Source organism: Achromobacter sp. 2789STDY5608621 (genome assembly GCF_001299375.1).
GTDB classification, from domain to species: Bacteria; Pseudomonadota; Gammaproteobacteria; order Burkholderiales; family Burkholderiaceae_B; genus Achromobacter; species Achromobacter insuavis.
This window is the reverse complement of sequence record NZ_CYTU01000005.1, coordinates 79558-105836: the sequence shown is the minus strand read 5'-3', so window position 1 is coordinate 105836 and position 26279 is coordinate 79558. Positions and strand designations below refer to the sequence as shown.

Sequence of the window (26279 nt, the reverse complement as noted above, 5' to 3'; positions counted from 1 at the left end):
CGACACCACCCAGCGTGAGTACGGCCGTCTCGACGTGCTGTTCAACAACGCCGGCCGCGGCGCGCCCGCCATGCCGATCGAGGAATTGCCGGTGGCGCTCTGGCGCGAGGTGGTCGATACCAACCTGACCGGCATGTTCCTGTGCGCGCAGGCCGCGATCCGGGTCATGAAGGCGCAGACGCCGCAAGGCGGCCGCATCATCAACAACGGTTCGATCTCGGCGCACGCGCCGCGCCCGTTCTCGATCGCCTACACCGCCACCAAGCACGCGGTCACCGGCCTGACCAAGTCGATCTCGCTGGACTGCCGGCCGTACCACATTGCCTGCGGCCAGATCGACATCGGCAACGCCGCCACCGACATGACCGAGCGCATGGCCGCCGGCATCCTGCAGGCCGACGGCAGCACCAAGGTCGAACCGCGCATGGACGTGGCCCACGTGGCCCAGGCCGTCGCCGCCATGGCCCGCCTGCCGCTGGACACCAACGTGCAGTTCATGACCATCATGGCGACTACCATGCCGTTTGTCGGCCGCGGTTGACCGCGGCGAGCGTCACCAACAAAAAAAGCGCCCGAGGGCGCTTTTTTTGTTTGGTTTCCGGTTTCTTGCCGGGCATGAAGTCTGATGCACTGCCGCCGCTCACCGTCAATAGGTTATCTGATCCGAGAGTGTGACTTACGACCAACGCTTGGTCGGACAAACCGGCTCGCGGCATTCCAATCTTCGCCTTCCCTCCATCCAATGCCTAAGCATGATTGCGTGCGGGTACATAGGGAGAGGGGATGGTCGGGTGGTTGCGGCAGGGCGTGTGGCTCTCGTTCAGCCTGCTGGTGTTCATGGTCTCGGCGTCTGCACAGACGCAGGATGGCGCCGCGCAGGAACTGTTGCGCCAGCAGGAGCGCGTGAGGAGATTGCGCAAGCAGCAGGAAACGGCGCCGAATGCACGGGCGCAGCCGGCGCGCGCTCCGTCGCTGGATCTGTTGCCGCAGGACGAGACGCCATGTTTCCCGATTGGCCGTATCCGGCTCGATGGCGAGGATGCCCAGCGGTTTTTCTGGTCCCTGAGCGCCGCCGACCCCGAGAACGACGCCGCCACGGGGCGCTGCCTTGGCGCCGAGGGCATCAGCGTGGTCATGGCGCGCGTGCAGAACGCCGTCGTTGCGCGGGGGTTCGTCACCACCCGTATCCTCGCTGCGCCCCAAGATCTGAAGGGAGGCACGCTGACGCTTACCGTCGTGCCCGGTCGCGTCCGCGCCATTCGTTTTTCGCCGGGCACGTCGCGCCAGGCCACGGCCTCGAACGCCGTGCCGGTCAGGCGCGGCGACCTGCTCAATCTGCGCGATATCGAACAGGCACTGGAAAACTTCAGACGCGTGCCGACCGTAGAGGCTGACATTCAAATCACGCCTGCTGAGGGAGACGATGCACGCCCGGGCGACAGCGATGTGGTGATCCTCTGGCAGCAGCGTTCCCCACCCGTGCGCTTCAGCGTGTCACTGGACGACGCCGGCAGCAGGGCGACCGGCAAGCTTCAAGGCGCAGCCACACTTTCGCTCGACTCCCCGCTCTCGTGGAACGATCTGTTTTACATCAACGTCAGCCGCGACATGTTCAACGCCAGCGGTAGGGTACTCGGGGTTACACCACACATTACGGCGTGCCCTGGGGCTACTGGACACTCAGCACCACCATCAGCGGCTACAGGTACCACCAGACCGTTGCCGGATATCGTCAGAACTATGTCTACAGCGGTACCAGCAACAACGCTGAAATGCGCCTGTCGCGTCTGGTGTACCGGGATGCCAGCCGTAAAACCTCGTTCTACGGACGCGGCTGGATGCGCAGGTCCGGCAACTTCATCGACGACACCGAAATCGGTGTTCAACAGCGCCGCGCCGGCGGTTGGGAACTGGGCCTGACTCACCGTGAATTCCTGGGCGAAGGCGCGCTTGATGCGGGTCTCGCCTGGCGGCATGGCACTGGCGCTTTCAAAGCGATGGCCGCGCCCGAAGAAGACTTTGGCGAAGGCACTTCGCGGATGAAGGTCATCACCGCCGACATTCAACTGGTGGTCCCGTTCCGGCCAGGGGCGCTGCGAGCCCGTTACACCGGCAACTGGCGCGCGCAATGGGAGCGTACTCCGCTGGTGCCGCAAGACCGCTTCTCGATCGGCGGTCGTTACACCGTGCGCGGCTTTGACGGCGAACTGACGCTCATGGGCGAGCGTGGCTGGGTCTGGCGCAACGAAATCGGTCTGCAGCTGGGCGCCGCACAGGAACTCTATCTCGGGGCTGACTACGGCCATGTATCCGGCCCTTCCACTCGTTGGCTCCAGGGGCGCAATCTTGCAGGCGCGGTCATAGGCCTGCGCGGGGGCGCCGCAGGATTCTGGTGGGATCTGTCTGCTGGCACGCCGCTCTCAAAGCCTGGAGGTTTCCGGAGCGGGTCTCTGACGACCGGTTTCAGCCTCAACTGGTCCTGCTGAGTCCGCACGGATTGCGCGCAAGCAAAGGAAATCGATGGCATGAACAGGAACCTCCACCGCATTGTTTTCAACCGGGCACTGGGCCTGTTCCAGGTCGTCGCGGAAATTGCCCGGCGTGACGGACCGGGTCAAGGCGCGGGTGGAGGCGCCGTCGGCAGCCGTTTCTTTGCCACATTCAGACCGCTGGGCCTTGCCTTGGCTTTCGCTCTCGGGCAAGCGGCTATCAGTACATCGGCGAATGCACAGGTCATGGCCGACCCTGGCGCTCCCGGCAATCAGCGGCCGACGGTGCTGGAAGCGGCTAACGGCGTCCCGTTGGTGAATATTCAGACCCCGAGTGCAGCCGGCGTTTCACGCAATACCTACAGTCAGTTCGATGTCGGGCAGCAGGGCGCCATCCTCAACAATTCCCGCAGGGACACGCAAACGCAGCTCGGCGGCTGGGTTCAGGGCAACCCGTGGCTGGCGCGCGGCACGGCCCGTGTCATCCTCAATGAAGTCAACTCCAGTGACCCGAGCCGGCTCAATGGCTATGTCGAAGTCGCGGGCGATCGGGCGCAGCTTGTCATCGCCAACCCGGCAGGCATTTCCTGCGATGGCTGCGGCTTCATCAACGCGGACCGCGCCATCCTCACCACCGGCCGGCCAGTCATCAATGGGGGTGCGCTGGAGAGCTATCGGGTCAAGGGCGGCACCATCCGTGTCGATGGCCAGGGCATGGATGCCAGTGCCACGAACTACACGGATCTGATTGCCCGCTCCGTGCAAGCCAACGCCGGGATCTGGGCGCGGCAGCTTCAGATCACTACCGGGAGCAATGACGTCAGCGCCGACCATGCGAAGGTACGGAAGACCGCCGCCAGTGGTGATGCGCCAGCCTTCGCGCTGGATGTCGGCGCGCTCGGCGGCATGTACAGCCAGAAAATCGTGCTGGTGGGAACCGAGCATGGCGTCGGGGTGCGCAACGCCGGCACGATAGGCGCTCAGGCCGGGCAACTGGTGCTCACCGCCGACGGACGTCTGGAAAACCTCGGAACGATGCAGGCCGGCACCGACGCCCGCCTGGACGCGAGCGGCGGCCTTGCCAATACCGGCACGCTCAGTGCAGGCCGCGAACTGGCGATCAGCACCCCGAAGGATATCGACAACCGCAAGGGGACACTCAATGCGGGGCGTATCGAAGCGATTGCGCAGTCCCTGACCAACCGTGACGGGGTCATCGGACAGACCGGCTTGCAGGACCTGGCACTTCAGACGGGTCACATCAGTAACCGCGATGGCGGTCGTATCGGCCTCGCCGCGCCACAGACGGATACGGCTTCGGGCGTTGGTGACGTGCCGAAAGCGGGTACGGGCGGCGGAACTGACAGTGCTGTTGGGGACTCGCCGCATGGCGGGAACGCCGGCGACGATGGCACTCAGCCGGGCGCCGGCGTTGCATCGTTGCCCAAGGGGGCACTCAACATCTCCACGATTGACAACGACGGCGGCCGCATCCTGGCTGGCGGGCACATCGACCTGAGCGCAAGCGACGGTCTCGACAATGACGGTGGACATCTGGCCGCGCGTCATTTTGAAGTGAGCGGTGGCGACCTCGGCAACCACAATGGAGAAATCAGGATTGCTGCCGACGCCCGGATGACCACGGGGCTGCTCAACAACGATGAAGGTCTGATGCAACTGAACGGTCCTGTCGTCCTGAACGCGCAGGAATTCTCCAACCGTGCCGGCGCTTTCCTGCACAGCGACACTTCCGATACTCACATCAGGATCAAGGGACGGCTCGACAACCGCGACGGTACGCTGGCCAGCAACGCCAGCCACATTGTCGTTGAAGGGCAGTTTGATAACCGTCGCGGCAATGTCATCACATCGGGTGATGCCACGTTACAGGCCACCGACCTGCAGGGGGCCGGCGGGAGCATCGTCAGCAATGGCGCGCTCGATATCCGTGGCGATAGCACTGACCTCAGCGGCGGCAACACCTCCGGCGAGCGTATTCGTATCAATACCGGTCGCCTGCTCAATGTCGGCGGCAAACTCATCGCCACCGGCGAGGACCTGCTTACGATCCGGGCTAGGGAGCGCGTGGACAATTCCGCGGGGACCATCGCCGGTAATGGCGCACTCGATCTCCAGGCCGGCTCGCTGGTTAACCGCGATGGCATCGTGCAGACGGCGGGCACGGCGGACACCCGCATCGACGTGGCGGGCTTTCTGGACAATGCCGGCGGCACGCTGGTCACGGCCGGAGCCTCTACCGTGCGGGCGGGAGGACTGCTCAACCAGCGCGGCACGGTACAGAGTGCCAGCGACGGGGGCCTGGACGTCGACGTCGCCGGCAACCTTGATAACCATGACGGCGGCCTCATAGCCAGCGTTGGCAAGGTCGACGTGAGAGGCGGCGCGCTGGACAACCGCGATGGCGCGCGGATCTTCTCCACCGAAGGCAGGCTGGGCGTGGACACTCGCGGCCGCACCGAGAATGCTGGCGGCATCCTGCAGGCTACGGGTGATGTCAGTCTGGCCAATGGTGGACTCGGCAATGCCGGCGGCACGGTGCTCGGCGCCAGCGTCGCGGTTGATACGCGTCTGGCCTCGCTCGACAATGCCGGCGGCACCATCGCCAGCACCGGCGGTTTGCTCGACATCGACAGCGGTGCGCTGAACAATGCCCGCGGTCTGCTGCAGTCCCGGCAGGGGATGCGCGTGGACACGCATGGCCAGGCACTGACCAATATCGATGCCGGCAGCACCGGCGGCATCCTCAGCGGCGACACGCTGGCTCTGAACAGCGGCGACCTGAATAATCGCGACGGCGTCGTGCATAGCCAGGGAGATCTGATTGCCCATACCGGCGACATCGACAACGCTGCCGGGCAACTGGGAGGCAGCGCTGATGCCGATATCGGCGCAACGTCGATCGGCAACGCTGGCGGCAGGGTTCAGGCGGGCAATGACCTGAAGGCCTTCCTCTCCGGGGTCGCAAACAACAGTGGCGGCCTGATGGTCGCGGGTAATGGCCTGACTCTTAACGCCGCGCGGATCCTCAATCGCGACACGCAAAGCGTGCACGCCAGTCAGCCGCTCGGCTTGCAGGGCGCCAGCGTGGCCCTCGCAGCCAGCCACATTGACAACACCGCCGGCACCATCGCAGCCGACGGCCGTATCGGTATCCGTGGCCCGGACGCGGCAGGTCAGCTCGATAACACGCGCGGCAGTATCTCTTCGGGCGGCAGCATCGACATCGCCGTCAGCCGTGTCCTGAATCCGCTCGGCACGCTGATTGCCGGCCAATTAATCAACGTGGCCGCCGACAGCCTGGGCGGTGATGGCAGCTTGTTGTCCAGGGGGGATTTGCGCCTGAGCCTGCGGCAGGACTTCACCAACCTCAGGGAAATCACCGCCAACGGCCGTGCCGATATCGGCACCGCGGGCCTGTTGACCAACCATGGCATATTGCAGGCGGGCGACCTGGACGTACAGGGCGCCGACGTCAACAACAGCGTCACCGGTGAGATGCGTGGCGTACGTACCACCATCGCTGCCCGCAACATCCTGACCAACCGCGGACTTATCGACGGCAGCCAGACACGCCTCGACGCTGGCGCCCTGGATAACGTGGGCAGCGGTCGGCTCTATGGCGATCATCTTGCCATCCGGGCCGGTACCGTCAACAACCGCGAGGAAGAAGGTCTCGCCGCCGTCCTCGCGGCGCGTCAGCGTCTGGATATTGGCGCCCGCTTAATCAACAACCGGGAGAAGGCGCTGATTTTCAGCGCGGGCGGCGGCAGTGATGCGCTGAACATCGGCGGCACGCTGGACGCCAACGACCAGGCCGCCGCAAGCGCCGATCTCATCCTCAATGACAGCGCCACCATCGAGTCACTGGGCGGCCTGACCGTCGACAGCGCCCGTTTGCTCAATCGCAATCTGCATTTCCGTACCGAACTGGCGCAAATCAGCGGCCCGACCAGGTACCTGTATATCCAACCTGAAGGCAATCCTGAAAAACACGATGCCGGCGAGTACCGCTGGGAAGGCTGGAGCCGCGCCGGGCGTTATCGCCACAAGCAAACTGGTGCGAAGATTCATGACTGGACCCAATACGACGTCATCCGGACCGAGTACCAAACGCAGGTGGTCGAAAGCGCGCCGGCGCTCATCCGCGCGGGCGGCAACATGGCCTTGCGTGGCGATGAACTGGTCAACGACAAGAGCCGGATCTTCGCTGGCGGCGTCCTGCAGGGCGACCTGAACCGGATCGACAACGTGGCTGCCCCGGGCGAGCACAGGATCCGTCAGAGCGGAACCAGCCAGTACACCTACTCAAAATGGCGTGGTGGCACAAAACGTTATCACCAGCGCAAATGGGACGGGAAGATTGCCTACGCCCCGGACGACATCGTGCACACGATCGACCTCGATGTTTCCAGCTTCGTGCAGAACGCCGCTGGCACAGGCAGCGGCTTCGCGGTGACTGAACGCCAGGAGCATCAGGTCGGCGCCATTGTGGGCGACGGCGTCCGCGCCAACGGCAGTTCTGACCCAAAACGGATAACGGAAGTCCTGGCGGACGTAAACCGCGTCGACAGTCCGGGGGAGGTTACGGGGGCACATGTTAATGACGGTAGCGGTCCCGGTCGGATCCCGGGACAGGAGGCGGCGGGCGGCAACGGCGAGGCGCCGGTGATCATTCGCACCGTTCAGGTGGACGCGAACACGCCCGCCAACAGCCTGTTTCGTGTTGCCCCGAATGCCAGTGGCCACCTGGTCGAGACCGACCCGCGTTTCGCCGACTACCGAAACTGGCTCAGTTCCGACTACATGCTGTCCCAGCTTGGCCATGACCCGGCCACCGTGCACAAGCGACTGGGCGACGGCTTCTACGAACAGAAACTGGTTCGCGACCAGATAGGCCAGTTGACTGGCCGCCGATTCCTCGACAGCTACGCCGATGACGAAGCGCAGTACCAGGCATTGTTGGACGCAGGCGTCACCTATGCGAAAGAATGGAATCTGCGTCCTGGCGTGGCACTCAGTGCCAGGCAGGTGGCCCAGCTCACCAGCGACATCGTCTGGCTGGTCGAACGCGACGTGACGCTGGCCGACGGCAGTATCACGCGCGCGTTGGTGCCACAGGTGTACGTCCGCGTAATGCCAGGCGACATTGACGGCAACGGTACCCTGTTGGCCGCCAGTGCCATCGACTTCAACCTGAAAGGCGATCTTGTCAATTCCGGCACCATTGCCGGACGTGCGGTGGTCAACCTTGCCGGCGACAACCTGCGTAATCTTGGCGGGCGCATCGCTGGCGGTGCCATGGCGCTTGACGCCCGGACCGATATCGACAACATCGGCGGAACCATGAGCGCGGGTAGCGCCCTACAGCTCATGGCAGGACGCGACCTCAATGTCGCCAGTACCACCCACAGCGGCGCCAGGCGGGCCGGACGCAGCGATTTCAGCCGAACCAGCCTGGACCGCGTGGCGGGCCTCTACGTCACCAACCCGGGCGGCATTCTGCTCGCCTCGGCGGGCCGCGACGCCAGTCTGATTGCGGCCCGGGTCATCCATAGCGGCAAGGATGGTCAGACGGCTGTCGTCGCCGGCCGCGACCTGACGCTGGGCACGGTCAGGATCGCCGAACAGGAAAACAACGTCGGCAACGCCCACAACTATCTCAAACAAGGCTACGCGCAAGATGTGGGCAGCCAGATCAGCACGGCAGGCGACCTGCGCCTGCAAGCCGGGCGCGACCTGAACGCCACCGCCGCCAGTGTCACCAGCGAGCAGGGCGTCCTGGCTGCCGTGGCGCAGGGCGACGTGAACATCCTGGCTGGCGAAGCGAGCAGCAACTGGGCCGAAGCCCACCAGCACAAGTCCAGGAGCCTGCTGGGCTCCAGCAAAAAGACCGCCCGCGACAGCCGGGAAGATAGCCGGGCGATTGCCAGCACCTTCAGCGGCAACACCGTCGCGGTGCGCGGCCAGAACGTCACCGTCACCGGCAGCAACGTCGTCTCCGATGCCGGCACGACCATTGTGGCCAACAACAACCTGACCCTCCAGGCCGCCACCGAAAGCAGCACGGAAAGCCATTTCAAGGAAACCCGAAAAAGTGGCTTCCTCTACGCCGGGGGGCTCGCCTTCACCATCGGCAGCCAGATGCAAAGCGGCGACCGCCGGGACGTCAGTACCCGTGCCGCCGCCTCGACCGTGGGTTCCACGGAGGGCGACGTGACCCTGGTGGCGGGTGACCACTACCAGCAGATCGGCAGCCACGTACTGGCGCCGCAAGGCGATATCGACATCCACGCCCAAAAGGTGGATATCGTCGAAGCGCGGGAAACCGGCAGAAGCGTGGAACAAAGCAAGTTCCGCCAGTCCGGACTGACCGTGGCGTTGTCGGCTCCGGTGCTTGCGGCCATCGAGACGGCAGGGCAGATGAAGCGCGCTGTCGGCCAGACGACTGACGGACGCATGCGGGCGCTGGCAGGCGCAACCACGGGGCTGGCGGCCAAGAACGCCTACGATGCCGTCCAGGCCGACCCGCAGGCGGCCGGCGGCGTCAATGTTTCCATCACCGTGGGTGCCAGCAAAAGCGGCAGCAAATCCACCACCGCCACCGATACGGCTGCCGGTTCAAGCGTGGCCGCGGGCGGCGATGTGCGCATCCGTGCCGCCGGCAGTCGGGATTCAGACCTGACCGTGCGCGGCAGCGACATCAGCGCGGGTGGCGACGCCATACTGAAGGCCGATGGCGGCATCAACCTGCTGGCGGCTGGAAACACCGTCGAAACCGACCGCAAGCACAGCAGCGCCAGCGCGGGCGTGGGCGCGGCGATTTCCGTGGGCCAAGGCGGCCCGGCGTTCGGCGTGACCGCCAATGCGAGCGGGGCCAGAGGCAACGGCGAAGGCAAAGACGTGACCTGGACCCACAGCCATGTCACCGCCGGCGAGCGTCTGACCCTGGAATCCGGCGGCGACACCCGCCTGCGCGGCGCGGTGGCCAGCGGCAAGCAGGTGGTGGCCGACGCGGGCGGCAACCTCAGCATCGAGAGTCTGCAAGACACCAGTACCTTCAAAAGCAGGGACACCCAGATCGGCGGCAGCGTGACGGCGGGGACGGGGTTCGCCGCCAGTGGCAGCTACGCCAACAACAAGGTGGATGGCGATTTCGCCAGCGTCACGGAGCAATCGCGCCTTGAAGCCGGCGATGACGGCTTCAAGATCAGCGTTCAGGACAACACCGACCTCAAGGGCGCGGCCATCGCCTCTTCCGAAGAGGCGGTGAAGCGGGGTTTGAATACCGTGATGACAGGCAGCTTGACTGTCAGCGACATCGAGAACCACAGCCGGTACAAGGCGACGGGGGTGAGCCTGTCGGGAGGCTTCAGCGTTGCCGGTGACGACAAGCCGTCAGGCGGCAAGAAAGAAGGCGACGACGGCAGCGCCAGGAAGGCTGATGAGTCCTCGGCCAGCAATGTCGCTGGCAAAGGTGATACATGGTCGGCGCACAACTTCGGCAACAGCGTCAGCGCTGGTGCGCCGGGCATGAGCGCGCGCAAGGGCAGCGAGAACAGCGTGACGCACAGCGGTATCAGCGGCGCGGCCGTGACCATCGCCGATACCAACGCCCAGCGGGAACGCACCGGCAAGACCGCCGATCAGGTGCTGGCCATGCTGGATCGAAGCGTGCTGGCGGGCGATGGCGCCGGCGGCCTGACGAAAAAATGGGACGGCGACAAGCTGCGCCGGCAAGTGCAGGCCGAAGCGGAAATCGTCGCGGCGTTCGGCCAGCAGGCCGGCGCCGCCATCGAACGCCACGCGGAACAGAAACGCGCAGAATTGCGCCAGCAGATCAAGGCCACGCAAGACCCGGAAAAGATCGAGGCGCTGCAGGCACAGATCAACGAGATCAATACCCAGGAGCGGCTGCTGAACGTGGCGGTGGGCGCGCTGGGCGGCTCGGGCGGCGTGGCGGCGCTGCAGGCGGGTTTGTCGGAGGCGGCCGACCGCATGCGGCGGTACACGATCGCGGATTCTGAGAAGTTCGCGGGGATTACCGATGGCGAGACGACGCTGGATAACAAGGGCGGGGAAAGCGCGGGTATTCGGGGCGATGGGTTCAAGACTGCTGGCACGCGGGTGGTGTTGGATATTTTGTGTGGATCTGCAAATAAACAGTGCAAGACTCAGCACGATGCCAACAACCAGCCCGTACTCGATGAAAACGGCATTCCGAAACTTGAGTTGGATGGAAACGGGCGCGTCCAGTTTTATCCAACCCAGGCCGGGATGACGATGGCCGCATTTCTCGAAACCGACCGGGGCAAGGAAATGCCCGGGCCCACTGGAGGGAACCAGGGCGGACCTGGAACGCTTTTCGGCTTTCCGTATTCGCCTGGGGGAATTCTTGATCTGGCGCACGAGGCTTATGGCGGCTCACATGACTTCATTGGGGGCACCCTGAGCGGCTATTACGACGAGCAGGGCAATGCCAGGCGTGGCCTAACGCCCTTGCAGAAAGGTATGTACGAAATCTGGACCGACATTGCGCTCGTGCCAGCCACTCCATTTGCTCTATCAGAGGCGCTGCCGCCCCAGGCATGGAAAGCGTTAGATATTTTGTTGAGGATGAAACGATGAGCCTGACGATAAAGCTATTTTTCTCATCAGCTTTATTGTTATTAGCAGTGGGCTGCTGCTTCACAAGTTCGCCATATATGTGCATGTCGTCCAGGGAGAACGCCTGGTTTGATAGGAGGGTCCTCCCGATGGAGATGTATTGGCCGCTTAATGACCAAACAGAGGAAACTCGTTGGGTGGATTGGAAAGAGTGCGGTGGAGATAAAGACGGAAGCTTCTATATTAAGGACGCGAACAAGCTTACTGTTAATGACGAACGGTTTCGTAGGGAGTCAATGGCACTGCGCGATGAGCTTAAACGCTGCATGCAGAAGAAGGGCTACCAATTCGTCTCCTCTTGCTACGACAGGCGAGGGAAGTGCGGCCCACCGCCCCCTGCGCCAAACGGCGGATCGTGGCCGGCATGGGCGTCGGCAGTGTGGCCGCCGGAATCCCTGGAGGATCGCCCGCCGCCGCGTCCTTTTTCACCACCGCGGCAAGAAGCGCCGTGAGCAATGGCGCGTAGCGGCAAGAGCACCGATCAGGTGCTGGCCATGCTGGATCGAAGCGTGCTGGCGGGCGATGGCGCCGGCGGCCTGACGAAAAAATGGGACGGCGACAAGCTGCGCCGGCAAGTGCAGGCCGAAGCGGAAATCGTCGCGGCGTTCGGCCAGCAGGCCGGCGCCGCCATCGAACGCCACGCGGAACAGAAACGCGCGGAACTGCGCCAGCAGATCAAGGCCACGCAAGACCCGGAAAAGATCAAGGCGCTCCAGGCGCAGATCAACGAGATCAACACGCAGGAGCGGCTGCTGAACGTGGCCGTCGGCGCGCTGGGCGGCTCGGGTGGCGTGGCGGCTCTGCAGGCAGGCTTGTCGGAAGCGGCCGACCGCATGCGGCGGTACACGATCGCGGATTCTGAGAAGTTCGCGGGGATTACCGATGAGGAGACGATGCTGGATAACAAGAGCGGGGAGAGCGCGGGTATCCGTGGCGATAGATTTAAGACGGCGGGGACGCGGGTGGTGTTGGACACACTGTGCGGTGAAACGAATGAGCGGTGCAAGAAGGAGAAGGATTTCCATGGCAATGAAGTTCTGGATGAAAACGGCATTCCGAAGCTTGAATTGGATGGAAATGGCCGCGTCCAGTTTTATCCAACCCAGGCCGGGATGACGATGGCCGAATTTCTCGAAACCGACCGCGGCAAGGAAATGCCCGGCCCCACTGGTGGAAACCAAGGCGGACCTGGAACGCTTCTCGGTTTTGAGTATGCGCCTGGGGGAATTCTTGATCTTGCACATGAGGCTTATGGCGGATCGCATGACTTCATCGGCGGCACCCTGAGCGGCTTCTACGACGAACAGGGCAATGCCAGGCGTGGCCTGACGCCCTTGCAGAAAGGTATGTACGACACCTGGACCGGCATTGCGCTCGTGCCCGCCACTCCTTTTGCGTTATCAGAAGCGCTGCCACCCCAGGCATGGAAGACGCTGGACATTTTGCTGAGGATGAAGCGATGAAAACGACGATAAGACTTTTTTTTGTCTCTGTTCTTCTGCTGTCGGTGACTGGCTGCTTCTATATCAACAAAAGGGGGTATTTGTGCAGCATCACCGAGTCGCAAACCCTCTGCGACCCAGTGTTGAGCGCCTGGGTTGGGCACGTGGTCCTCCCGATGGAGTGGTATTGGCCGCTCAATGGCCAAACAGAGGAAACCCGTTGGCAGGATTGGAAGGAATGCGGCGGACAGGGAAACGGAGATTTCTCCGTCAAGAATGAGTACAAGCTCACTTCTGAACAGTATCTGAAAGAGTCAATGGCATTCAGCGATGAGCTTAAACGCTGCATGCAGAAGAAGGGCTACCAGTTCGTTCCCCAGTGCCACCAACTAGAGAAATGCGGCCCACCGCCTCCAGCGCCAAACGGCGTATCGTGGCCAACTTGGGCGTCGGGCGTGTGGCCGCCGCAATCGCTGGGGGATCGCCCGCCGCCGCGGCATTTTACCCGCCGCGGCAAGGAACGCCTTGAGTAAGGGCGCGTGCCGACAAGGCCGCTGAACAGGTGCCGGTCATGCTGGATCGACGCGTGCTGGCGGGCGATGGCGCGGGCGGCCTCACGCCCTTGCTGCCCCCTTGGGGCAGCAAGTCCACAGCGCACAGTGTGAGAGCCTATCTACTTCTGCGCCAGCATCTGGCCCTTGGCCGTGTCGATGTAGCTGCGCGCGCCGAGATAGCGCTTGGACCAGTAGGGATTCTTCATCTCGTCCACCCGCACCTTGGCGCCGCGGCGCGGGGCGTGCACGAACTTGTCCTGGCCGATGTAGATGCCCACGTGTGAGGTGATGCCGCGGCCGCGGGTGGCGAAGAACACCAGGTCGCCGGGCTTGAGCAGTTTCTTGTTGGACACCGTGTCGCCCTGGGTGCGCTGCTGGCGCGCGGTGCGCGGCAGTTCCAGGCCCGCGATCTCGCGGAAGACGTAGAGCACCAGGCCGCTGCAGTCGAAGCCTTCGGCGGCGTCGTCGCCGCCCCAGCTGTAGGGCGTGCCGATGGCGGACAGGCCGGCCTGCACCACGCGTTCGCGCAGGGTGGGCACGGTCGGTTCCTGCGCCAGGCTCAGGCCGGACAGGGTGGCGCGGGCTTGTTCGGAGGGGATGGACGCCTGGGCGGCGCCGGGTAACCAGGAGAACGTCAGGGCCAGCAGGGGGGCGGAGAGGAAAGCGGGAAGGCGGAACAGGGCGGATCGTGCTTTTCGCGTAGGCGGCGTCATTACGTCACTTCAAGAATCGGAGTGGGCGGCATGGCTTTGTCGGGTCGGACAAGCCGGCGGAAAGGGGTGCAGGGGAGGCTTGAGCTTCACAAACTGCCATCGCATTGTAATGGAATAAAGTTTCATTACATTTGTAGTGCAATGCAGCATCCTGGCGGCGCGCCCGTTACCTTGGCCAGTGGGGAAAAGGTAACGGGCGCCGCGCCTGGCGACTAGAAACTGCCGCGCAGGCCGACCATCACGGCGCGGCCGCCCTCGGGGGCGACGTCGCGCAGCACCGACGTGGCGTAGCGGATGTCCTGGTTGGTCAGGTTGATGCCGCGCACGTAGGCCTGCCATTGCACGGCCGCAACCTTGAAGCGGTAGCCGGCGTTGGCGTCCAGGCTGTAGTAGCCCGCCGTGGCGGTGTCGTTGTCCGGGCGGCTGTGCTGGGCGAAGGCCTTGGAGACGCTGACGCCGGCGCTGTAGGGCCCGTAGCCGTAGTCCAGCGCCACGCGCAGGCGCAGCGGCGGGATGCGCGGCAGCGAGCGGCCGGTGTCGCTGTTGCGGGCCACGGTGTAGTCGCCCGACAGGCCCAGGTCCAGCTTGTGGCCGCCCTGTTGCAGCACGCGCGTGCTGCTTTCCGCTTCCACGCCGTACAGGCGCGCGGACACGCCCTGGTAGCGGGCCTCGGGCAGGGCGCCATCGTCGCCGGCCGCGACCAGGTCGCCGTCGTCGTTGCGGAAGCGGCCGGTGTTCATTTCGGCCAGGTAGTTGGAGAAGCGGCTGTAGAACACGCCGACGCTGGCGCTGTCGGCGTCCTTCTTGTAGCGCAACGACAGGTCGCCGGACCAGGCGCGTTCCTTGGCCAGGTTCTGGTCGCCCACCAGGTATTGGCCGGTGGCGGCGTGCGGGCCGTTGGCGTACAGCTCGTAGAAGGTGGGCGCGCGCTCGGTGTAGGCGGTGTTGGCGGCCACCGACCAGGCGCTGTCCAGCTTGTAGATGCCGCCCAGCGAGAAGCTGCCGGCGGTGAAGGTGCGGCGGTTGGAGCCGTCGAAGCGTTCGTTGCCGCCGCCGCCCGGCGTCAGGCGGGTGTGGTCGGCGCGGGCGCCGGCGCTCAGCGTCAGGCGGTCGTTGATCTTCCATTCCTCCAGCGCGAACAGGGCGACCGAGTCGGTGTCGGTGGTGGGCACCAGGGCTTCGTCGCCCAGCGCCGAGAAGCGCGTCTGGCCCAGTTGCAGGCCGACCACGCCGTGCAGCGGCCCGATGTCGGCGTGGCGCGCCTCGATGCGGGCCTCGTAGCCGCGGTTCTTGAAGATGGTGCCGGTTTCGCCGTCCTCGATTTCCTTGTGCTGGTAATCGGTGTAGGCGAAGTTCACCTTGACGCTGGTGAACAGGCCCTCCAGGTCGCGCAGTTCGCTGGCGAAGCCGAAGCGTTCCTGGCGCATCTTGATGCGCACGTCCGGCTCGGCCACCGAACCGTAATCCGAGTCATAGCCGCTGTAGGACAGGCCGGCATAGCCGCGGTCGCCGGTCCAGGACATGCCGAGCGCGCCGCCGCTGGCCTGGCCGTCGCTGTTGGGCAGGGTGCCGCGCGGCTGGGCCTGGTCGGGGCCGTCGATGGCGCGCTGCTGCGCGGTGCGGGCGTAGCCGGGAATGCGCAGGTCGCCGGTCTTGCGGCTGAAGGCGTCGGCGTGGATGGCGAAGTTGCCGTCGCCGCCTTCGAGCTGGATCGCGCCATTGCGGTCGTTGTTGGCGCCGCCGTAGCTGCCGGCGACGTCGCCGTGGATGCCGTCGATGGGTTCGGTCGGAATGCGGTTGTCGATGGTGTTGACCACGCCGCCGATGGCGCTGCCGCCATACAGCAGGGCGGCCGGGCCGCGCAGGATCTCGACCCGGTTGGTGGACAGCGGGTCCTGCGGCACGGCGTGGTCGAACGACAGCGACGAGGCGTCGAGCGAGCCGACGCCGTTGTTCAGCAGGCGGATGCGGTCGCCGTCCATGCCGCGGATGATGGGCCGGCCCACCATCGGGCCGTAGGTGGTGGTGGAGACGCCGGGCAGGCCGTTGAGCGTTTCGCCCAGGTTCGAGCCGCGGCGCAGGTCGAGGTCGGCGCCTTGCACCACCGTGGACGGCGAGGCGAGCGCTTCGCTGCCCAGCGGATTGGCGGTGATGATGACGGGCGACAGCGTGGTGGCGTCGGCGGCGGCCTGGGCGCGGGCGGCCTGCGGCAGCGCCAGCAGGCAAGCGAGGGCCAGCGGGCTCAGGGTGAAGGCGCGCAGGGACGAACGCGTCCCCGCGAAGGAAGAAGCAAAAGACATGGTGGCAGTCCTGGATGCCGGCCGAGGGTCGGCGGCGGTTGATATCGGGCGCGAGGGGATCAGGCCGCGGCGGGCGGGGCGCGCGATTGGAACCAGGGACTGGTGACGAGGGTGGCGCCGCGCGGGGAGGGCGGCGGCGGCGTCAGCCGGGGCGGGCTGCCGGCAATGACGGGAAACGAGGCCGGCAGCGTCGCGTCCAGCAGATCCCAGATGTGGCAGAGATCGCAATGGCCGAGCTTGTCGGGGGTGTGCGCGGCATCCTGGCTGGACGCCGGTTCGCCATACAGGTGCGACAGCGCGTGCCGCGCGCCGCCCAGCGGCGCCAACAGCAGACAGGCGCACAGCCACGCCAGCGTCGCCCATCGGGCAAGGCGCTGAGTCGAAGGCGGGCGAAGGCCGTTGGCCGGCGGCATGGTCTGGGCGTGAAAAAAGGAAAAACGGAATGATATATTGTTTCCATCTCAATGACGACCATGAGACGGAAGATTGTGCGCCGCCATGCGGGCCAATATGACACTTCATCTGACGACCGGGTCGGGCATAATCGGTGCCATCGGCCCTTTCCGGCTTGATCGCCGACCGCGGCCGCTGAAAACAAGACCATAAGAAAGCGGAGTCCAGCGCATGATGAACGCAGTGCACCCTTTGTCCTCGATGAACCGGCCCGAGGCCATTCCTTTCGAGCCCTACCAAGACGCGGTGGCGGCGGTCGACCGGCTGGCGGAAATCTACGCCCGCAACACGGCATTCCTGCGGGCGGCGTTCCGCGAAGTCCTGAAAGGGTCGTCCAACGGCCGCGAACGGGCCCGGGCCTATTACCCGGCCATCCGCATCCTGGTGGAAACCTACGATCCCATCGATACCCGCCTGTCGTACGGCCACGTGGCCGAACCCGGCATCTACCAGACCACCATCACCCAGCCGGCGCTGTTTCGCGACTACCTGATCGAGCAGGTCGGCCAGCTGCTGCAGAACCACCGCGTGGCGGTGGAGGTCGGCGAATCCGATTCCCCCATCCCGCTGCATTTCGCCTTCCCCGAGGGCGCCTATGTCGAAGGCGAGCACCTGGAGGCGCTCAAGCGCCCGCTGCGCGACCTGTTCGACGTGCCTGATCTGGCGGTGACCGATGACGCCATCGTCAATGGTTCGTGGCGCGGCAAGGAGGGCGAGCCCAAACCGCTGGCGCCTTTCACCGCGCAGCGGGTGGACTACTCGCTGCACCGGCTGCAGCACTACACCGCGACGGCGCCGGCGCATTTCCAGAATTTCGTGCTGTTCACCAACTACCAGTTCTACGTCGACGAGTTCTGCGCCCGCGCCCGCGCGCTGATGGCCAGCGGCAACGAGGACTACGAGATGCTGGTGGAGCCGGGCAACCGCATCACGCGGCGCGGCGAATCCGGCCCGGCCGACGACGGCCAGGCGCAGCGCCTGCCGCAGATGCCGGCCTACCACCTGGTGCGGGGCGACCATTCGGGCATCACGCTGGTGAACATCGGCGTGGGGCCGTCCAACGCCAAGACCATCACCGATCACATCGCGGTGCTGCGTCCGCACGCCTGGCTGATGCTGGGCCACTGCGCCGGCCTGCGCGATTCGCAGCGGCTGGGCGACTACGTGCTGGCCCACGGCTACGTGCGCGAGGACCACGTGCTCGACGATGACCTGCCCACCTGGGTGCCGGTGCCGGCCCTGGCCGAGGTACAGGTGGCGCTGGAGCAGGCGGTCGAAGAGGTCGCCGGGCTGTCCGGCTGGGATCTCAAGCGCATCATGCGCACCGGCACCGTGGCTACCATCGACAACCGCAACTGGGAATTGCGCGACCACGTCGAGCTGGTCGAGCGCTTCGCGCAGTCGCGCGCCATCGCCCTGGACATGGAGTCGGCCACCATCGCCGCCAACGGCTTCCGCTTCCGCGTCCCCTACGGCACGCTGCTGTGCGTGTCCGACAAGCCGCTGCACGGCGAACTCAAGCTGCCGGGCATGGCCAGCGCGTTCTACCGCCGCCAGGTCAACCAGCACCTGGAGATCGGCATCCGGGCGCTCGAGCGCCTGCGCGACATGCCGCCCGAGCGGTTGCATTCGCGCAAGCTGCGCACCTTCATGGAAACGGCGTTTCAATAGCCCCGTCGCCAATATTCCCCGCGCGGGGACGGATCCACGCCTGCCCCCGGCCGTTTCGACGACCGGGGGCAGTTGCGCTATGCTCGCGCGTTGCGTGGAAATCCCACGGCGCCCGGGGGCACAATCCGCGGGGGCTTTTTTGCTCTGAAGGAACACGACTTTGGCATTGACGGAACAGGACCAGCACCGCGACGGCGGCAAGAAGGGGACGACAGAACCGTCCGAATTGCGCCGCGCCCTGTCGGCGCGCCACCTGACCATGATCGCGGTGGGCGGCTCCATCGGGACGGGCCTGTTCGTCGCCTCCGGCGCCACCATCGCCCAGGCCGGGCCGGGCGGGGCGCTGCTGGGCTATGTGCTGATCGGCGTGATGGTCTATTTCCTGATGACCAGCCTGGGCGAGCTGGCCGCCGCCATGCCGGTGTCCGGGTCGTTCTCGACCTACGGCGCGCGCTACGTCGAAGACGGCTTCGGCTTCGCGCTGGGCTGGAACTACTGGTACAACTGGGCCGTCACCGTGGCCGTGGACCTGGTGGCCGCGCAGCTGGTGATGGCGTACTGGTTCCCGGACGTGCCGGGCGTCTACTGGAGCGCGCTGTTCCTGGCCATCACCTTCGGCTTGAACGCGCTGTCGGCGCGCGGCTTCGGCGAGGCCGAATTCTGGTTCGCGCTGATCAAGGTGGTCGCGGTGCTGGCGTTCGTCGCCATGGGCGTGATGATGCTGCTGGGCATCATCCGCGGCGGCGAGGGCGGGGGCGTGGCCAACTGGACGGTGGGCGACGCGCCGTTCGCCGGCGGTTTCGCGGCGCTGATCGGCGTGGCCATGGTGGTGGGCTTCTCGTTCCAGGGCACCGAGCTCATCGGCATCGCCGCCGGCGAGTCCAAGGACCCCGCGCGCAACCTGCCGCGCGCCGTGCGCCAGGTGTTCTGGCGCATCCTGCTGTTCTACGTGATGGCGATCCTGGTGATCGGCCTGCTGATTCCCTATACCGACCCGCACCTGCTGCGCAACGACGTCACCGACGTCAGCGTCAGCCCGTTCGCGCTGATCTTCGAGCGCGCCGGGCTGCTGGCGGCGGCCTCGGTCATGAACGCGGTGGTGCTGACCTCGGTGCTGTCGGCCGGCAACTCCGGCATGTACGCGGCCACGCGCATGCTCTACAGCCTGGCGCGCGACGGCAAGGCGCCGCGCATCTTCGGCCGGGTGTCGCGCAATGGCGTGCCGCTGTGGGCGCTGCTGGCCACCACCGTGGTGGCGGCGCTGTGCTTCTTCTCGTTCATCTTCAGCCCCAAGGCGGTCTACATCTGGCTGCTGAACACCTCCGGCATGACCGGCTTCATCGCCTGGCTGGGCATCGCCATCAGCCACTACCGGTTCCGCCGCGGCTACGTCAAGCAGGGCCGCAACCTGGCCGATCTGCCCTATGTGTCGCCGTTCTTCCCGTTCGGCCCGATCTTCGCCTTCGTGCTGTGCCTGATCATCACGCTGGGCCAGAACTACCAGGCCTTCCTGGAACACCGCATCGACTGGGGCGGCGTCGCGGCGACCTATATCGGCATCCCGCTGTTCCTCCTGATCTGGCTGGGCTATCGGCTGGCCAAGGGCTCGCGCTTCGTCAGCTACAAGGACATGACTTTCCCGGACGCCCGGGCGCGCAGCGCCTACCTGGATTCGGCCCTGCGCGGCGACCCCGCCACGGTCGGGCCGGAAACGGCCGCCACGGCGCCCGGCAGCGCCGGACGATGAAAAAGGCCGCGGTAGTCCGCGGCCCCAGTGAATCCATCCAAGGCCGTCGCGGCAACGCGGCGGCCTTGTCTTTTGGCGTCACTCGATGTTCTGCGCCTGTTCGCGCATCTGCTCGATCAGCAGCTTCAGGTCCATGGCGGCGCGCGTGACTTCCATGCTGCCGGCCTTGGAGCCCAGCGTGTTGGCCTCGCGGTTCATTTCCTGGAACAGGAAGTCCAGGCGCTTGCCGGCGCTGCCGGCGTTCTTCTTGCCTTCGGGCTTGCCGCCGCCATCGGTCAGCAGGTGGCGCAGTTCCGCCACGTGCGAGCGCAGGCGCGACAGTTCCTCGGCGACATCGATGCGCAGCGCGAACAGGTTGGCCTCCTGCGACAGGCGCTCGGACAGCTCGGCGCCGGAGATGTGGGTGAAGCCGCCCGGGAAGGCCGATTCCACGCTTTCGCGCAGCTTGGCGGCGAGCTTGTCGCGGTGGTCGGCCAGCAGTTGCGGCAGGTGGTTCTGCACCAGTTCGACGATGCCGGCCACGCCGTCCGCACAGTCCCGCATCATGCCGGCCAGGCGTTCGCCTTCGCGCGCGCGGCCTTCCTGCAGCTGCGTCAGGGCTTCCTGGGCGGCCTGCATGCAGGCCGCGCCCCAGACTTGCGGGTCGAGCGCGTCGTTGGCGCGCTGGCCGGGCCAGTTGAACAGCTCCACCAGGCGCGGCGCGGCGATGTCGGGCAGGATGCGGCGCGCGGCCTGCAACTGCTCGGCCAGGGTTTCGAGCCAGGCCGGTTCCAGCTTGGACAGGTCGGTGCTGACGTTGCGGGTGTAGGACACGCGGATCTCGACCTTGCCGCGCGCCAGTTGCGCCGTCAGCAGTTCGCGCAGCGGCGTCTCGACGTGGCGCAGCTCGTCGGGCAGGCGGAAATAGAGGTCGAGGAAGCGGCTGTTGACGCTGCGCAGTTCCAGCGCCAGCGTGCCTTGTTCGAGGTCTGCCCGGGCGTTGCCGAAGGCGGTCATGCTGCGAATCATGGTGTCGATATCCTGTTGCTTGTCTTGGATCGGGCCGCGCCGGTTCCGCCGGTCCGTCGAGTGCGGACGAGGGCGGGTATATGCAACCCGTGTATCGCGGCAGGATACTCCAAACCCGGGCGGGGCCGCGACCCGCTGCCCGTACAATGCCGCCAACCGAATCTGATTGGAGCCTTGCCATGACCTCTGCCAACGCCATTGCCCGCCCGTCGGGCCGCGCCGTCGATGAACTGCGCCCGTTCAGCCTGGAGCGCGGTTTCACGCGCTACGCCGAGGGGTCGGTGCTGGTGAAGGCCGGCAATACCCACGTGCTGTGCACCGCCAGCGTGCTGGAAAAGGTGCCGCCGTTCCTCAAGGGCAAGGGAGAGGGCTGGGTCACGGCCGAATACGGCATGCTGCCGCGCGCCACCCACACCCGTGGCGACCGCGAGGCCGCGCGCGGCAAGCAGAGCGGCCGCACCCAGGAAATCCAGCGCCTGATCGGCCGCAGCCTGCGCGCCGTGTTCGACATGCGGGCGCTGGGCGAACGCACGCTGCACCTGGATTGCGATGTGCTGCAGGCCGACGGCGGCACGCGCTGCGCCAGCATCACCGGCGCCTGGGTGGCGGCGTCCGACGCCGTGGCGCTGCTGATGCAGCGCGGCGACCTGGCCGCCAACCCGATCCGCGACGCGGTCGCGGCGGTGTCGGTCGGGCTGGTGCAGGGCCGTGCGGTGCTGGACCTGGACTACGAGGAAGACTCGGCCTGCGACGCCGACGTCAACGTCATCATGACGGGCGGCGGCGCCTTCGTGGAAGTGCAGGGCACGGGCGAGGGCGCCACCTTCACCCGCGCCGAGCTGGACGCGATGCTGGGTCTGGCCGAGAACGGCATCGCCGGCCTGGTGCGGGCGCAGCGCGCGGCGCTGGCGTAACAGCAGGCGGGCGCGGGCCCGGGCGTCAGGGCAGCAGGGCGCCCACCTTGCCGGCCCGTTCCAGGTTCCAGATCGCGCCGATCAGGCCGCGCAGCTCGGTCTCGCTGGCGGCGTCGGCATAGCGGCCCAGGCTCAGCGTCTTGGCCTCGATCTCGGCGCGCGACAGGGTGTTGCCGGGATCGCCCTTGGGTTCGTCGACGCGGCCGTGCAGCACGCGGCCGTCGCGGGTATGCACCGTGACCTTGCCGATCCAGCGCTGCGGATAGGCGCCGTCGACTTCCGGATCCAGTTCCATCGTCACGCGCCCGCGGAAATCGGCCACCGCCGGATCGTCCAGCGCGGCGTCGAATTCCGGCAGGCCGGCGCGGCCCTGGCGCGCGATCAGGCCCAGCACCGTGCCCATCGAGAACTTGGACTGGTGCACCGTGCGCGGATCGACCACCGGCCCCAGCACGTCGATGGCGCCCTGATGCACGTGCGCCACCACCCGCGCGATGTCGCTTTCGGCCAGCTGATGCTCGCGCAGCACCTGCTGCAGCGCATCCGCCGCCGGATGGGTATGGCGGCACGAGGCATGGAACTTGAACGAGGTCTCGGCCAGCGCCCAGCGCGTGCCCAGCCGGTCGGTCAGGCGCGTCGGATCGGCGTCGCTGGACATGCCGGCGGCCATGCCCTGCGGGCCTTCGAGGATGTGGCGCGCGCCGGTGAAGCCTTCCAGCGCCAGGTAGGCCGCGGCGATGCCGTTGGCGGCGGCGCGGGCGGTGTGCAGCTGCTTGGAATCGGCGGCGTCGCGCAGGAATTCCCACAGGCCGGCGGCCTGGGTGCCGGCCGAGCCGAAGGCGTCCAGCATGGCCGCGGGCGCCAGGCCCAGCAGACGGCCGGTGGCCGCGGCGGCGGCCAGCGTGCCCGCGGTGCCGGTGGTGTGGAAGATCTTGTAGTGCGAGCGGCCCAGGAATTCGCCAACCCGGATGCCGACCTCGTAGCCGGCCACGGCCGCCACCAGCAGGTCGCGGCCGCTGCGGCCCAGCGCCTGGGCCACCGCCAGCACCGGCGGGAACACCACGGCCGCGGGGTGGAACACCGAACCATTGTGCACGTCGTCCTGCTCGACCACATGGGCGGCGGCGGCATTGACCATGGCGGCGAACACCGGCGAGGTGCGGCGCCGGTTGATCAGGATCTCGCTGGGGCCGTCGGCCGGCCCCATTGTTGCGGCGTAGCGGTCGATGGCCAGCACCGGGCGCGACGCGGCGCCCGCCAGGATCGAGGCCAGGCAGTCCAGCAGGAGGTCTTCGGCTCGGCGCAGCACCGGGGCGGGGATGTCCTCGAAGCGCAGGTTGGCGGCGAAGGCGGCGAGGGTGGCGCTTGGATGGGAGGTGTCGGGGGTCATGGTCAGAAGGAGCGCGGCAGGCCCAGGATGTGTTCGGCGACGTAGGAGAGGATCAGGTTGGTCGAGATCGGCGCGACCTGATAGAGGCGGGTCTCGCGGAACTTGCGCTCGACGTCGTATTCGGTGGCGAAGCCGAAGCCGCCGTGGAACTGCAGGCAGGCGTTGGCGGCCTCCCAGGAGGCGTCGGCGGCCAGCAGCTTGGCCATGTTGGCCTGGGCGCCGCAGGGCTCGTGGGCGTCGAACAGGCGGCAGGCCTCGTAGCGCATCAGGCTGGCGGCCTCGACGTTGATGTGGGCGCGGGCGATGGGGAACTGCACGCCCTGGTTCTGGCCGATGGGGCGGCCGAACACCATGCGTTCCTTGGCGTAGGCGGTGACCTTGTCGACGAACCAGTAGCCGTCGCCGATGCATTCGGCGGCGATCAGGGTGCGCTCGGCGTTCAGGCCGTCCAGGATGTACTTGAAACCCTTGCCTTCCTCGCCGATCAGGTTGTCGGCCGGGATCTCCAGGTTGTCGAAGAACAGCTCGTTGGTCTCGTGGTTGACCATGTTGGGGATCGGCCGGATCGACATGCCGTGCTTGACCGCCTCGTGCAGGTCCACCAGGAAGATCGACATGCCCTCGGACTTGCGCGTGACCTGGTCCAGCGGCGTGGTGCGCGCCAGCAGGATCATCAGGTCGGAGTGCTGCACCCGCGAGATCCAGACCTTCTGGCCATTGATGACGTAGCGGTCGCCGCGGCGCACGGCGGTGGTCTTGATCTTGGTGGTGTCGGTGCCGGTGGTGGGTTCGGTCACGCCCATCGACTGCAGGCGCAGCTCGCCGGCGGCGATGCGCGGCAGGTATTCGCGCTTCTGCGCCTCGGAGCCGTGCCGCAGCAGGGTGCCCATGTTGTACATCTGGCCATGGCAGGCGCCGGAGTTGCCGCCGCTGCGGTTGATTTCCTCCATGATGACCGAGGCCTCGGTCAGGCCCAGGCCGGAGCCGCCGTATTCCTGCGGGATCAGCGCGGCCAGCCAGCCGGCTTCGGTGAGGGCGCGCACGAAGGCGTCGGGGTAGCCGCGTTCTTCATCCACCTTGCGGAAGTACTCGGCGGGAAATTGCGCGCACAGATCGCGCACGGCTTCGCGGATGTCCTGGTAGGCGTGGGAGGCTTGATGCATGGGGTGGGCTGCAATATGGGTGTAGTAAAGGGGTTCGGTACAGGATCGAATGTGCCGCAACGGGCCGCCCCTGCCAATTCACAATTCATTAATACCGGGTTCCTGTTCGCAAAAGCGCACTTATGTGACGGCCGTTCGTCATGCGAGGGGGCGGGTTGTGTCAAGAAATTGCCAAACTGCATCCCCATAATCGCGCCGATACGCCTTTGTGGCGATGCAACAGACGGATGGATATGCGGAAAAATCTCAGGGTGACCACGGCGGTTTCGGCCATTCTCGCGGTGTTTGTGGCGCTGTTCGCGCTGGCGGCGGCGGCCGGGATCTTCGTGCTGCGCGAGAATCGCGCCGACATCGAGGCGCTGGGCCGGGGCAGCATCGAGCGCGCCAGCGACCTGTCGGACATGACCAGCAGCCTGTTCCAGGCGCGCGCCGCGCTGACGGACGCCAAGACCGCCATGGAAGGCGGCCTGGAGGAGGCCCGCGACCAGTCGCTCAACCACGCCGACGCGCTGCTCAAGCAGGCCGCGGCCAGCCTGGCGCGGTTGCGCGCCAACGCCGACACCAGCGCCCAGGGCGCGCCGCTGTTCGACCAGGCGCTGGCGGCCTATGCCGCCTTCGCCGACCAGACGCTGGCGCCGATGTTCAAGGCCATCAAGGGCTGGAACGGCATCGAGGTCAACCGGCTGGTGGACAAGGTGCTGCCGGTGTCCGGCTCGGCCTACGTCAAGCAGGCCGACGCCTACCAGGCCTACGCCCGCCAGCAGGGCCAGGCCGCGGTGGCCGACGCCAGCCAGACCATGCAGCGCGTGACGGTGGTGGCCGCGGCGGTGCTGGGCTTCGTGCTGGTGCTGGCGGTGCTGATCCGGCTGGCCTTCCGTCGCCGCATCCTGCGGCCGCTGAACGAGGCCGGCGCGCACTTCGACCGCATCGCCGACGGCGACCTGACCGGCAACATCGCGGTCCACGGCAACAACGAGATCGGCGTGCTGTATTCGGCCATGCGCCGCATGCAGACCGGCCTGTCGGCGGCGGTGGCGTCGGTGCGCCATGGGGTCGAGGAGATCCACACCGGCTCGGGCGAAATCGCCGCCGGCGGCGCCGACATGTCGGACCGCACGGCGCGCCAGGCCGGTTCGCTGCAGGAGGCGGCGGCCAACATGACCCAGCTGGCCCACACGGTGCAGATGACCGCCGGCAATGCCGACCTGGCCAGCCGCCAGGCGCTCAGCGCCACCCAGCTGGCCCAGCGCGGCGGCCAGGCGGTGCAGGAAGTCGTGACCAGCATGCAGGGCATCGCCGACAGCGCGCGCCGCATCGGCGAGATCGTCGGGGTGGTGGACAGCATCGCCTTCCAGACCAACATCCTGGCGCTGAACGCGGCGGTCGAGGCGGCCCGCGCCGGCGAGCAGGGCAAGGGCTTCGCGGTGGTGGCGGGCGAAGTGCGTTCGCTGGCCCAGCGCAGCGCCCAGGCGGCCAAGGAAATCAAGGGCTTGATCGAGGATTCGACCTCGCGCGTCGAGGTCGGCGTGCGCCAGGTCAACCTGGCCGGCGACACCATGCGCGACATGCTGACCTCGGTCGACCGCGTGACCCAGATCGTGGCCGAAATCTCCAGCGCCACGGCCGAGCAGGCCGCCGGCATCGCCTCGGTCAATGACGCCGTGGCCGATATCGAACGCTCGACCCAGGAGAACGCGGCGATGGTCGAACAGACCGCCGCCGCGGCCGCCGCGCTGGAACAGCAGGCCCA

General features: G+C 66.4%; 13 protein-coding genes and 2 pseudogenes. 9 read left to right on the top strand and 6 right to left on the bottom strand.

Annotation, left to right across the window (positions count from 1 at the left end; translation table 11 throughout):
- The 5 genes and pseudogenes from AOZ53_RS07615 to AOZ53_RS34110 form a co-directional block, all read left to right on the top strand.
- The coding region (locus tag AOZ53_RS07615; protein ID WP_082385562.1) for an SDR family oxidoreductase at nucleotides 1-541 on the top strand (541 nt) is incomplete at its 5' end.
- Nucleotides 542-783: 242 nt separating this feature from the next.
- Nucleotides 784-2486 (top strand): annotated as a pseudogene (locus tag AOZ53_RS07610) (ShlB/FhaC/HecB family hemolysin secretion/activation protein).
- Nucleotides 2487-2525: 39 nt separating this feature from the next.
- Nucleotides 2526-11135, top strand: a complete 8610-nt coding sequence (locus AOZ53_RS07600; RefSeq protein WP_082385560.1) for a two-partner secretion domain-containing protein — start codon at nucleotides 2526-2528, stop codon at nucleotides 11133-11135.
- Between the two features lie 494 nt (nucleotides 11136-11629).
- Nucleotides 11630-12637 (top strand): hypothetical protein, encoded by a 1008-nt coding sequence (locus AOZ53_RS07595; RefSeq protein ID WP_054487442.1) that lies wholly within the window; start codon nucleotides 11630-11632, stop codon nucleotides 12635-12637.
- Nucleotides 12634-13149, top strand: a complete 516-nt coding sequence (locus AOZ53_RS34110; RefSeq protein WP_156333308.1) for a hypothetical protein — start codon at nucleotides 12634-12636, stop codon at nucleotides 13147-13149. Before AOZ53_RS07595 ends, AOZ53_RS34110 begins: the two co-directional genes overlap by 4 nt.
- 140 nt (nucleotides 13150-13289) lie before the next feature.
- Here the strand turns inward: AOZ53_RS34110 and AOZ53_RS07590 are convergent, their stop codons facing one another.
- The 3 genes from AOZ53_RS07590 to AOZ53_RS07580 form a co-directional block, all read right to left on the bottom strand.
- Complete coding sequence (locus tag AOZ53_RS07590) at nucleotides 13290-13883, bottom strand: C40 family peptidase (RefSeq protein ID WP_054477385.1); 594 nt, start codon at nucleotides 13881-13883, stop codon at nucleotides 13290-13292.
- Nucleotides 13884-14095: 212 nt separating this feature from the next.
- Entirely contained in the window at nucleotides 14096-16183 is a 2088-nt protein-coding gene (locus AOZ53_RS07585) for a TonB-dependent receptor (RefSeq protein WP_054431406.1), read from the bottom strand.
- A gap of 59 nt (nucleotides 16184-16242) precedes the next feature.
- The gene (locus tag AOZ53_RS07580) at nucleotides 16243-16596 is read right to left on the bottom strand and encodes a hypothetical protein (protein WP_054477379.1); all 354 of its coding nucleotides are present in this window, start codon (nucleotides 16594-16596) and stop codon (nucleotides 16243-16245) included.
- Between the two features lie 211 nt (nucleotides 16597-16807).
- Between AOZ53_RS07580 and AOZ53_RS07575 the strand changes: the two genes are divergently transcribed.
- Entirely contained in the window at nucleotides 16808-18307 is a 1500-nt protein-coding gene (locus AOZ53_RS07575; RefSeq protein ID WP_369815833.1) for an AMP nucleosidase, read from the top strand.
- A 166-nt stretch (nucleotides 18308-18473) separates the two neighbouring features.
- Nucleotides 18474-20054, top strand: coding sequence for an amino acid permease (locus tag AOZ53_RS07570; protein ID WP_156333316.1), 1581 nt, complete (start codon nucleotides 18474-18476; stop codon nucleotides 20052-20054).
- Nucleotides 20055-20132: 78 nt separating this feature from the next.
- Here AOZ53_RS07570 and AOZ53_RS07565 read toward each other — a convergent pair whose 3' ends face one another.
- Entirely contained in the window at nucleotides 20133-21062 is a 930-nt protein-coding gene (locus tag AOZ53_RS07565; protein ID WP_054431409.1) for a YicC/YloC family endoribonuclease, read from the bottom strand.
- Between the two features lie 179 nt (nucleotides 21063-21241).
- Between AOZ53_RS07565 and rph the strand changes: the two genes are divergently transcribed.
- Nucleotides 21242-21976 carry a ribonuclease PH gene (gene rph / locus AOZ53_RS07560; RefSeq protein WP_054431410.1) on the top strand — a complete coding sequence of 245 codons (735 nt, stop codon included), beginning with the start codon at nucleotides 21242-21244 and terminating at the stop codon, nucleotides 21974-21976.
- A 25-nt stretch (nucleotides 21977-22001) separates the two neighbouring features.
- Here the strand turns inward: rph and AOZ53_RS07555 are convergent, their stop codons facing one another.
- Nucleotides 22002-23372, bottom strand: a complete 1371-nt coding sequence (locus AOZ53_RS07555; RefSeq protein WP_197286467.1) for an MmgE/PrpD family protein — start codon at nucleotides 23370-23372, stop codon at nucleotides 22002-22004.
- Nucleotides 23369-24529: an acyl-CoA dehydrogenase family protein gene (locus AOZ53_RS07550; protein WP_006394775.1), complete on the bottom strand. Its 1161-nt coding sequence runs from the start codon at nucleotides 24527-24529 to the stop codon at nucleotides 23369-23371. Before AOZ53_RS07550 ends, AOZ53_RS07555 begins: the two co-directional genes overlap by 4 nt.
- 140 nt (nucleotides 24530-24669) lie before the next feature.
- Between AOZ53_RS07550 and AOZ53_RS33295 the strand changes: the two are divergent.
- Nucleotides 24670-26196 (top strand): annotated as a pseudogene (locus tag AOZ53_RS33295) (methyl-accepting chemotaxis protein); the annotation flags it as partial.
- Between the last annotated feature and the right edge of the window lie 83 nt (nucleotides 26197-26279).

Excerpts from the sequence above, each read along its gene's own strand:
- AOZ53_RS07600 (WP_082385560.1), top strand. The coding sequence starts at position 2,526 with ATGAACAGGAACCTCCACCGCATTGTTTTCAACCGGGCACTGGGCCTG.
- AOZ53_RS07595 (WP_054487442.1), top strand. The coding sequence starts at position 11,630 with ATGGCGCGTAGCGGCAAGAGCACCGATCAGGTGCTGGCCATGCTGGAT.
- AOZ53_RS34110 (WP_156333308.1), top strand. The coding sequence starts at position 12,634 with ATGAAAACGACGATAAGACTTTTTTTTGTCTCTGTTCTTCTGCTGTCG.
- AOZ53_RS07590 (WP_054477385.1), bottom strand. The coding sequence starts at position 13,883 with ATGACGCCGCCTACGCGAAAAGCACGATCCGCCCTGTTCCGCCTTCCC.
- AOZ53_RS07585 (WP_054431406.1), bottom strand. The coding sequence starts at position 16,183 with ATGTCTTTTGCTTCTTCCTTCGCGGGGACGCGTTCGTCCCTGCGCGCC.
- AOZ53_RS07580 (WP_054477379.1), bottom strand. The coding sequence starts at position 16,596 with ATGCCGCCGGCCAACGGCCTTCGCCCGCCTTCGACTCAGCGCCTTGCC.
- AOZ53_RS07575 (WP_369815833.1), top strand. The coding sequence starts at position 16,808 with ATGATGAACGCAGTGCACCCTTTGTCCTCGATGAACCGGCCCGAGGCC.
- AOZ53_RS07565 (WP_054431409.1), bottom strand. The coding sequence starts at position 21,062 with ATGATTCGCAGCATGACCGCCTTCGGCAACGCCCGGGCAGACCTCGAA.
- rph (WP_054431410.1), top strand. The coding sequence starts at position 21,242 with ATGACCTCTGCCAACGCCATTGCCCGCCCGTCGGGCCGCGCCGTCGAT.
- AOZ53_RS07550 (WP_006394775.1), bottom strand. The coding sequence starts at position 24,529 with ATGCATCAAGCCTCCCACGCCTACCAGGACATCCGCGAAGCCGTGCGC.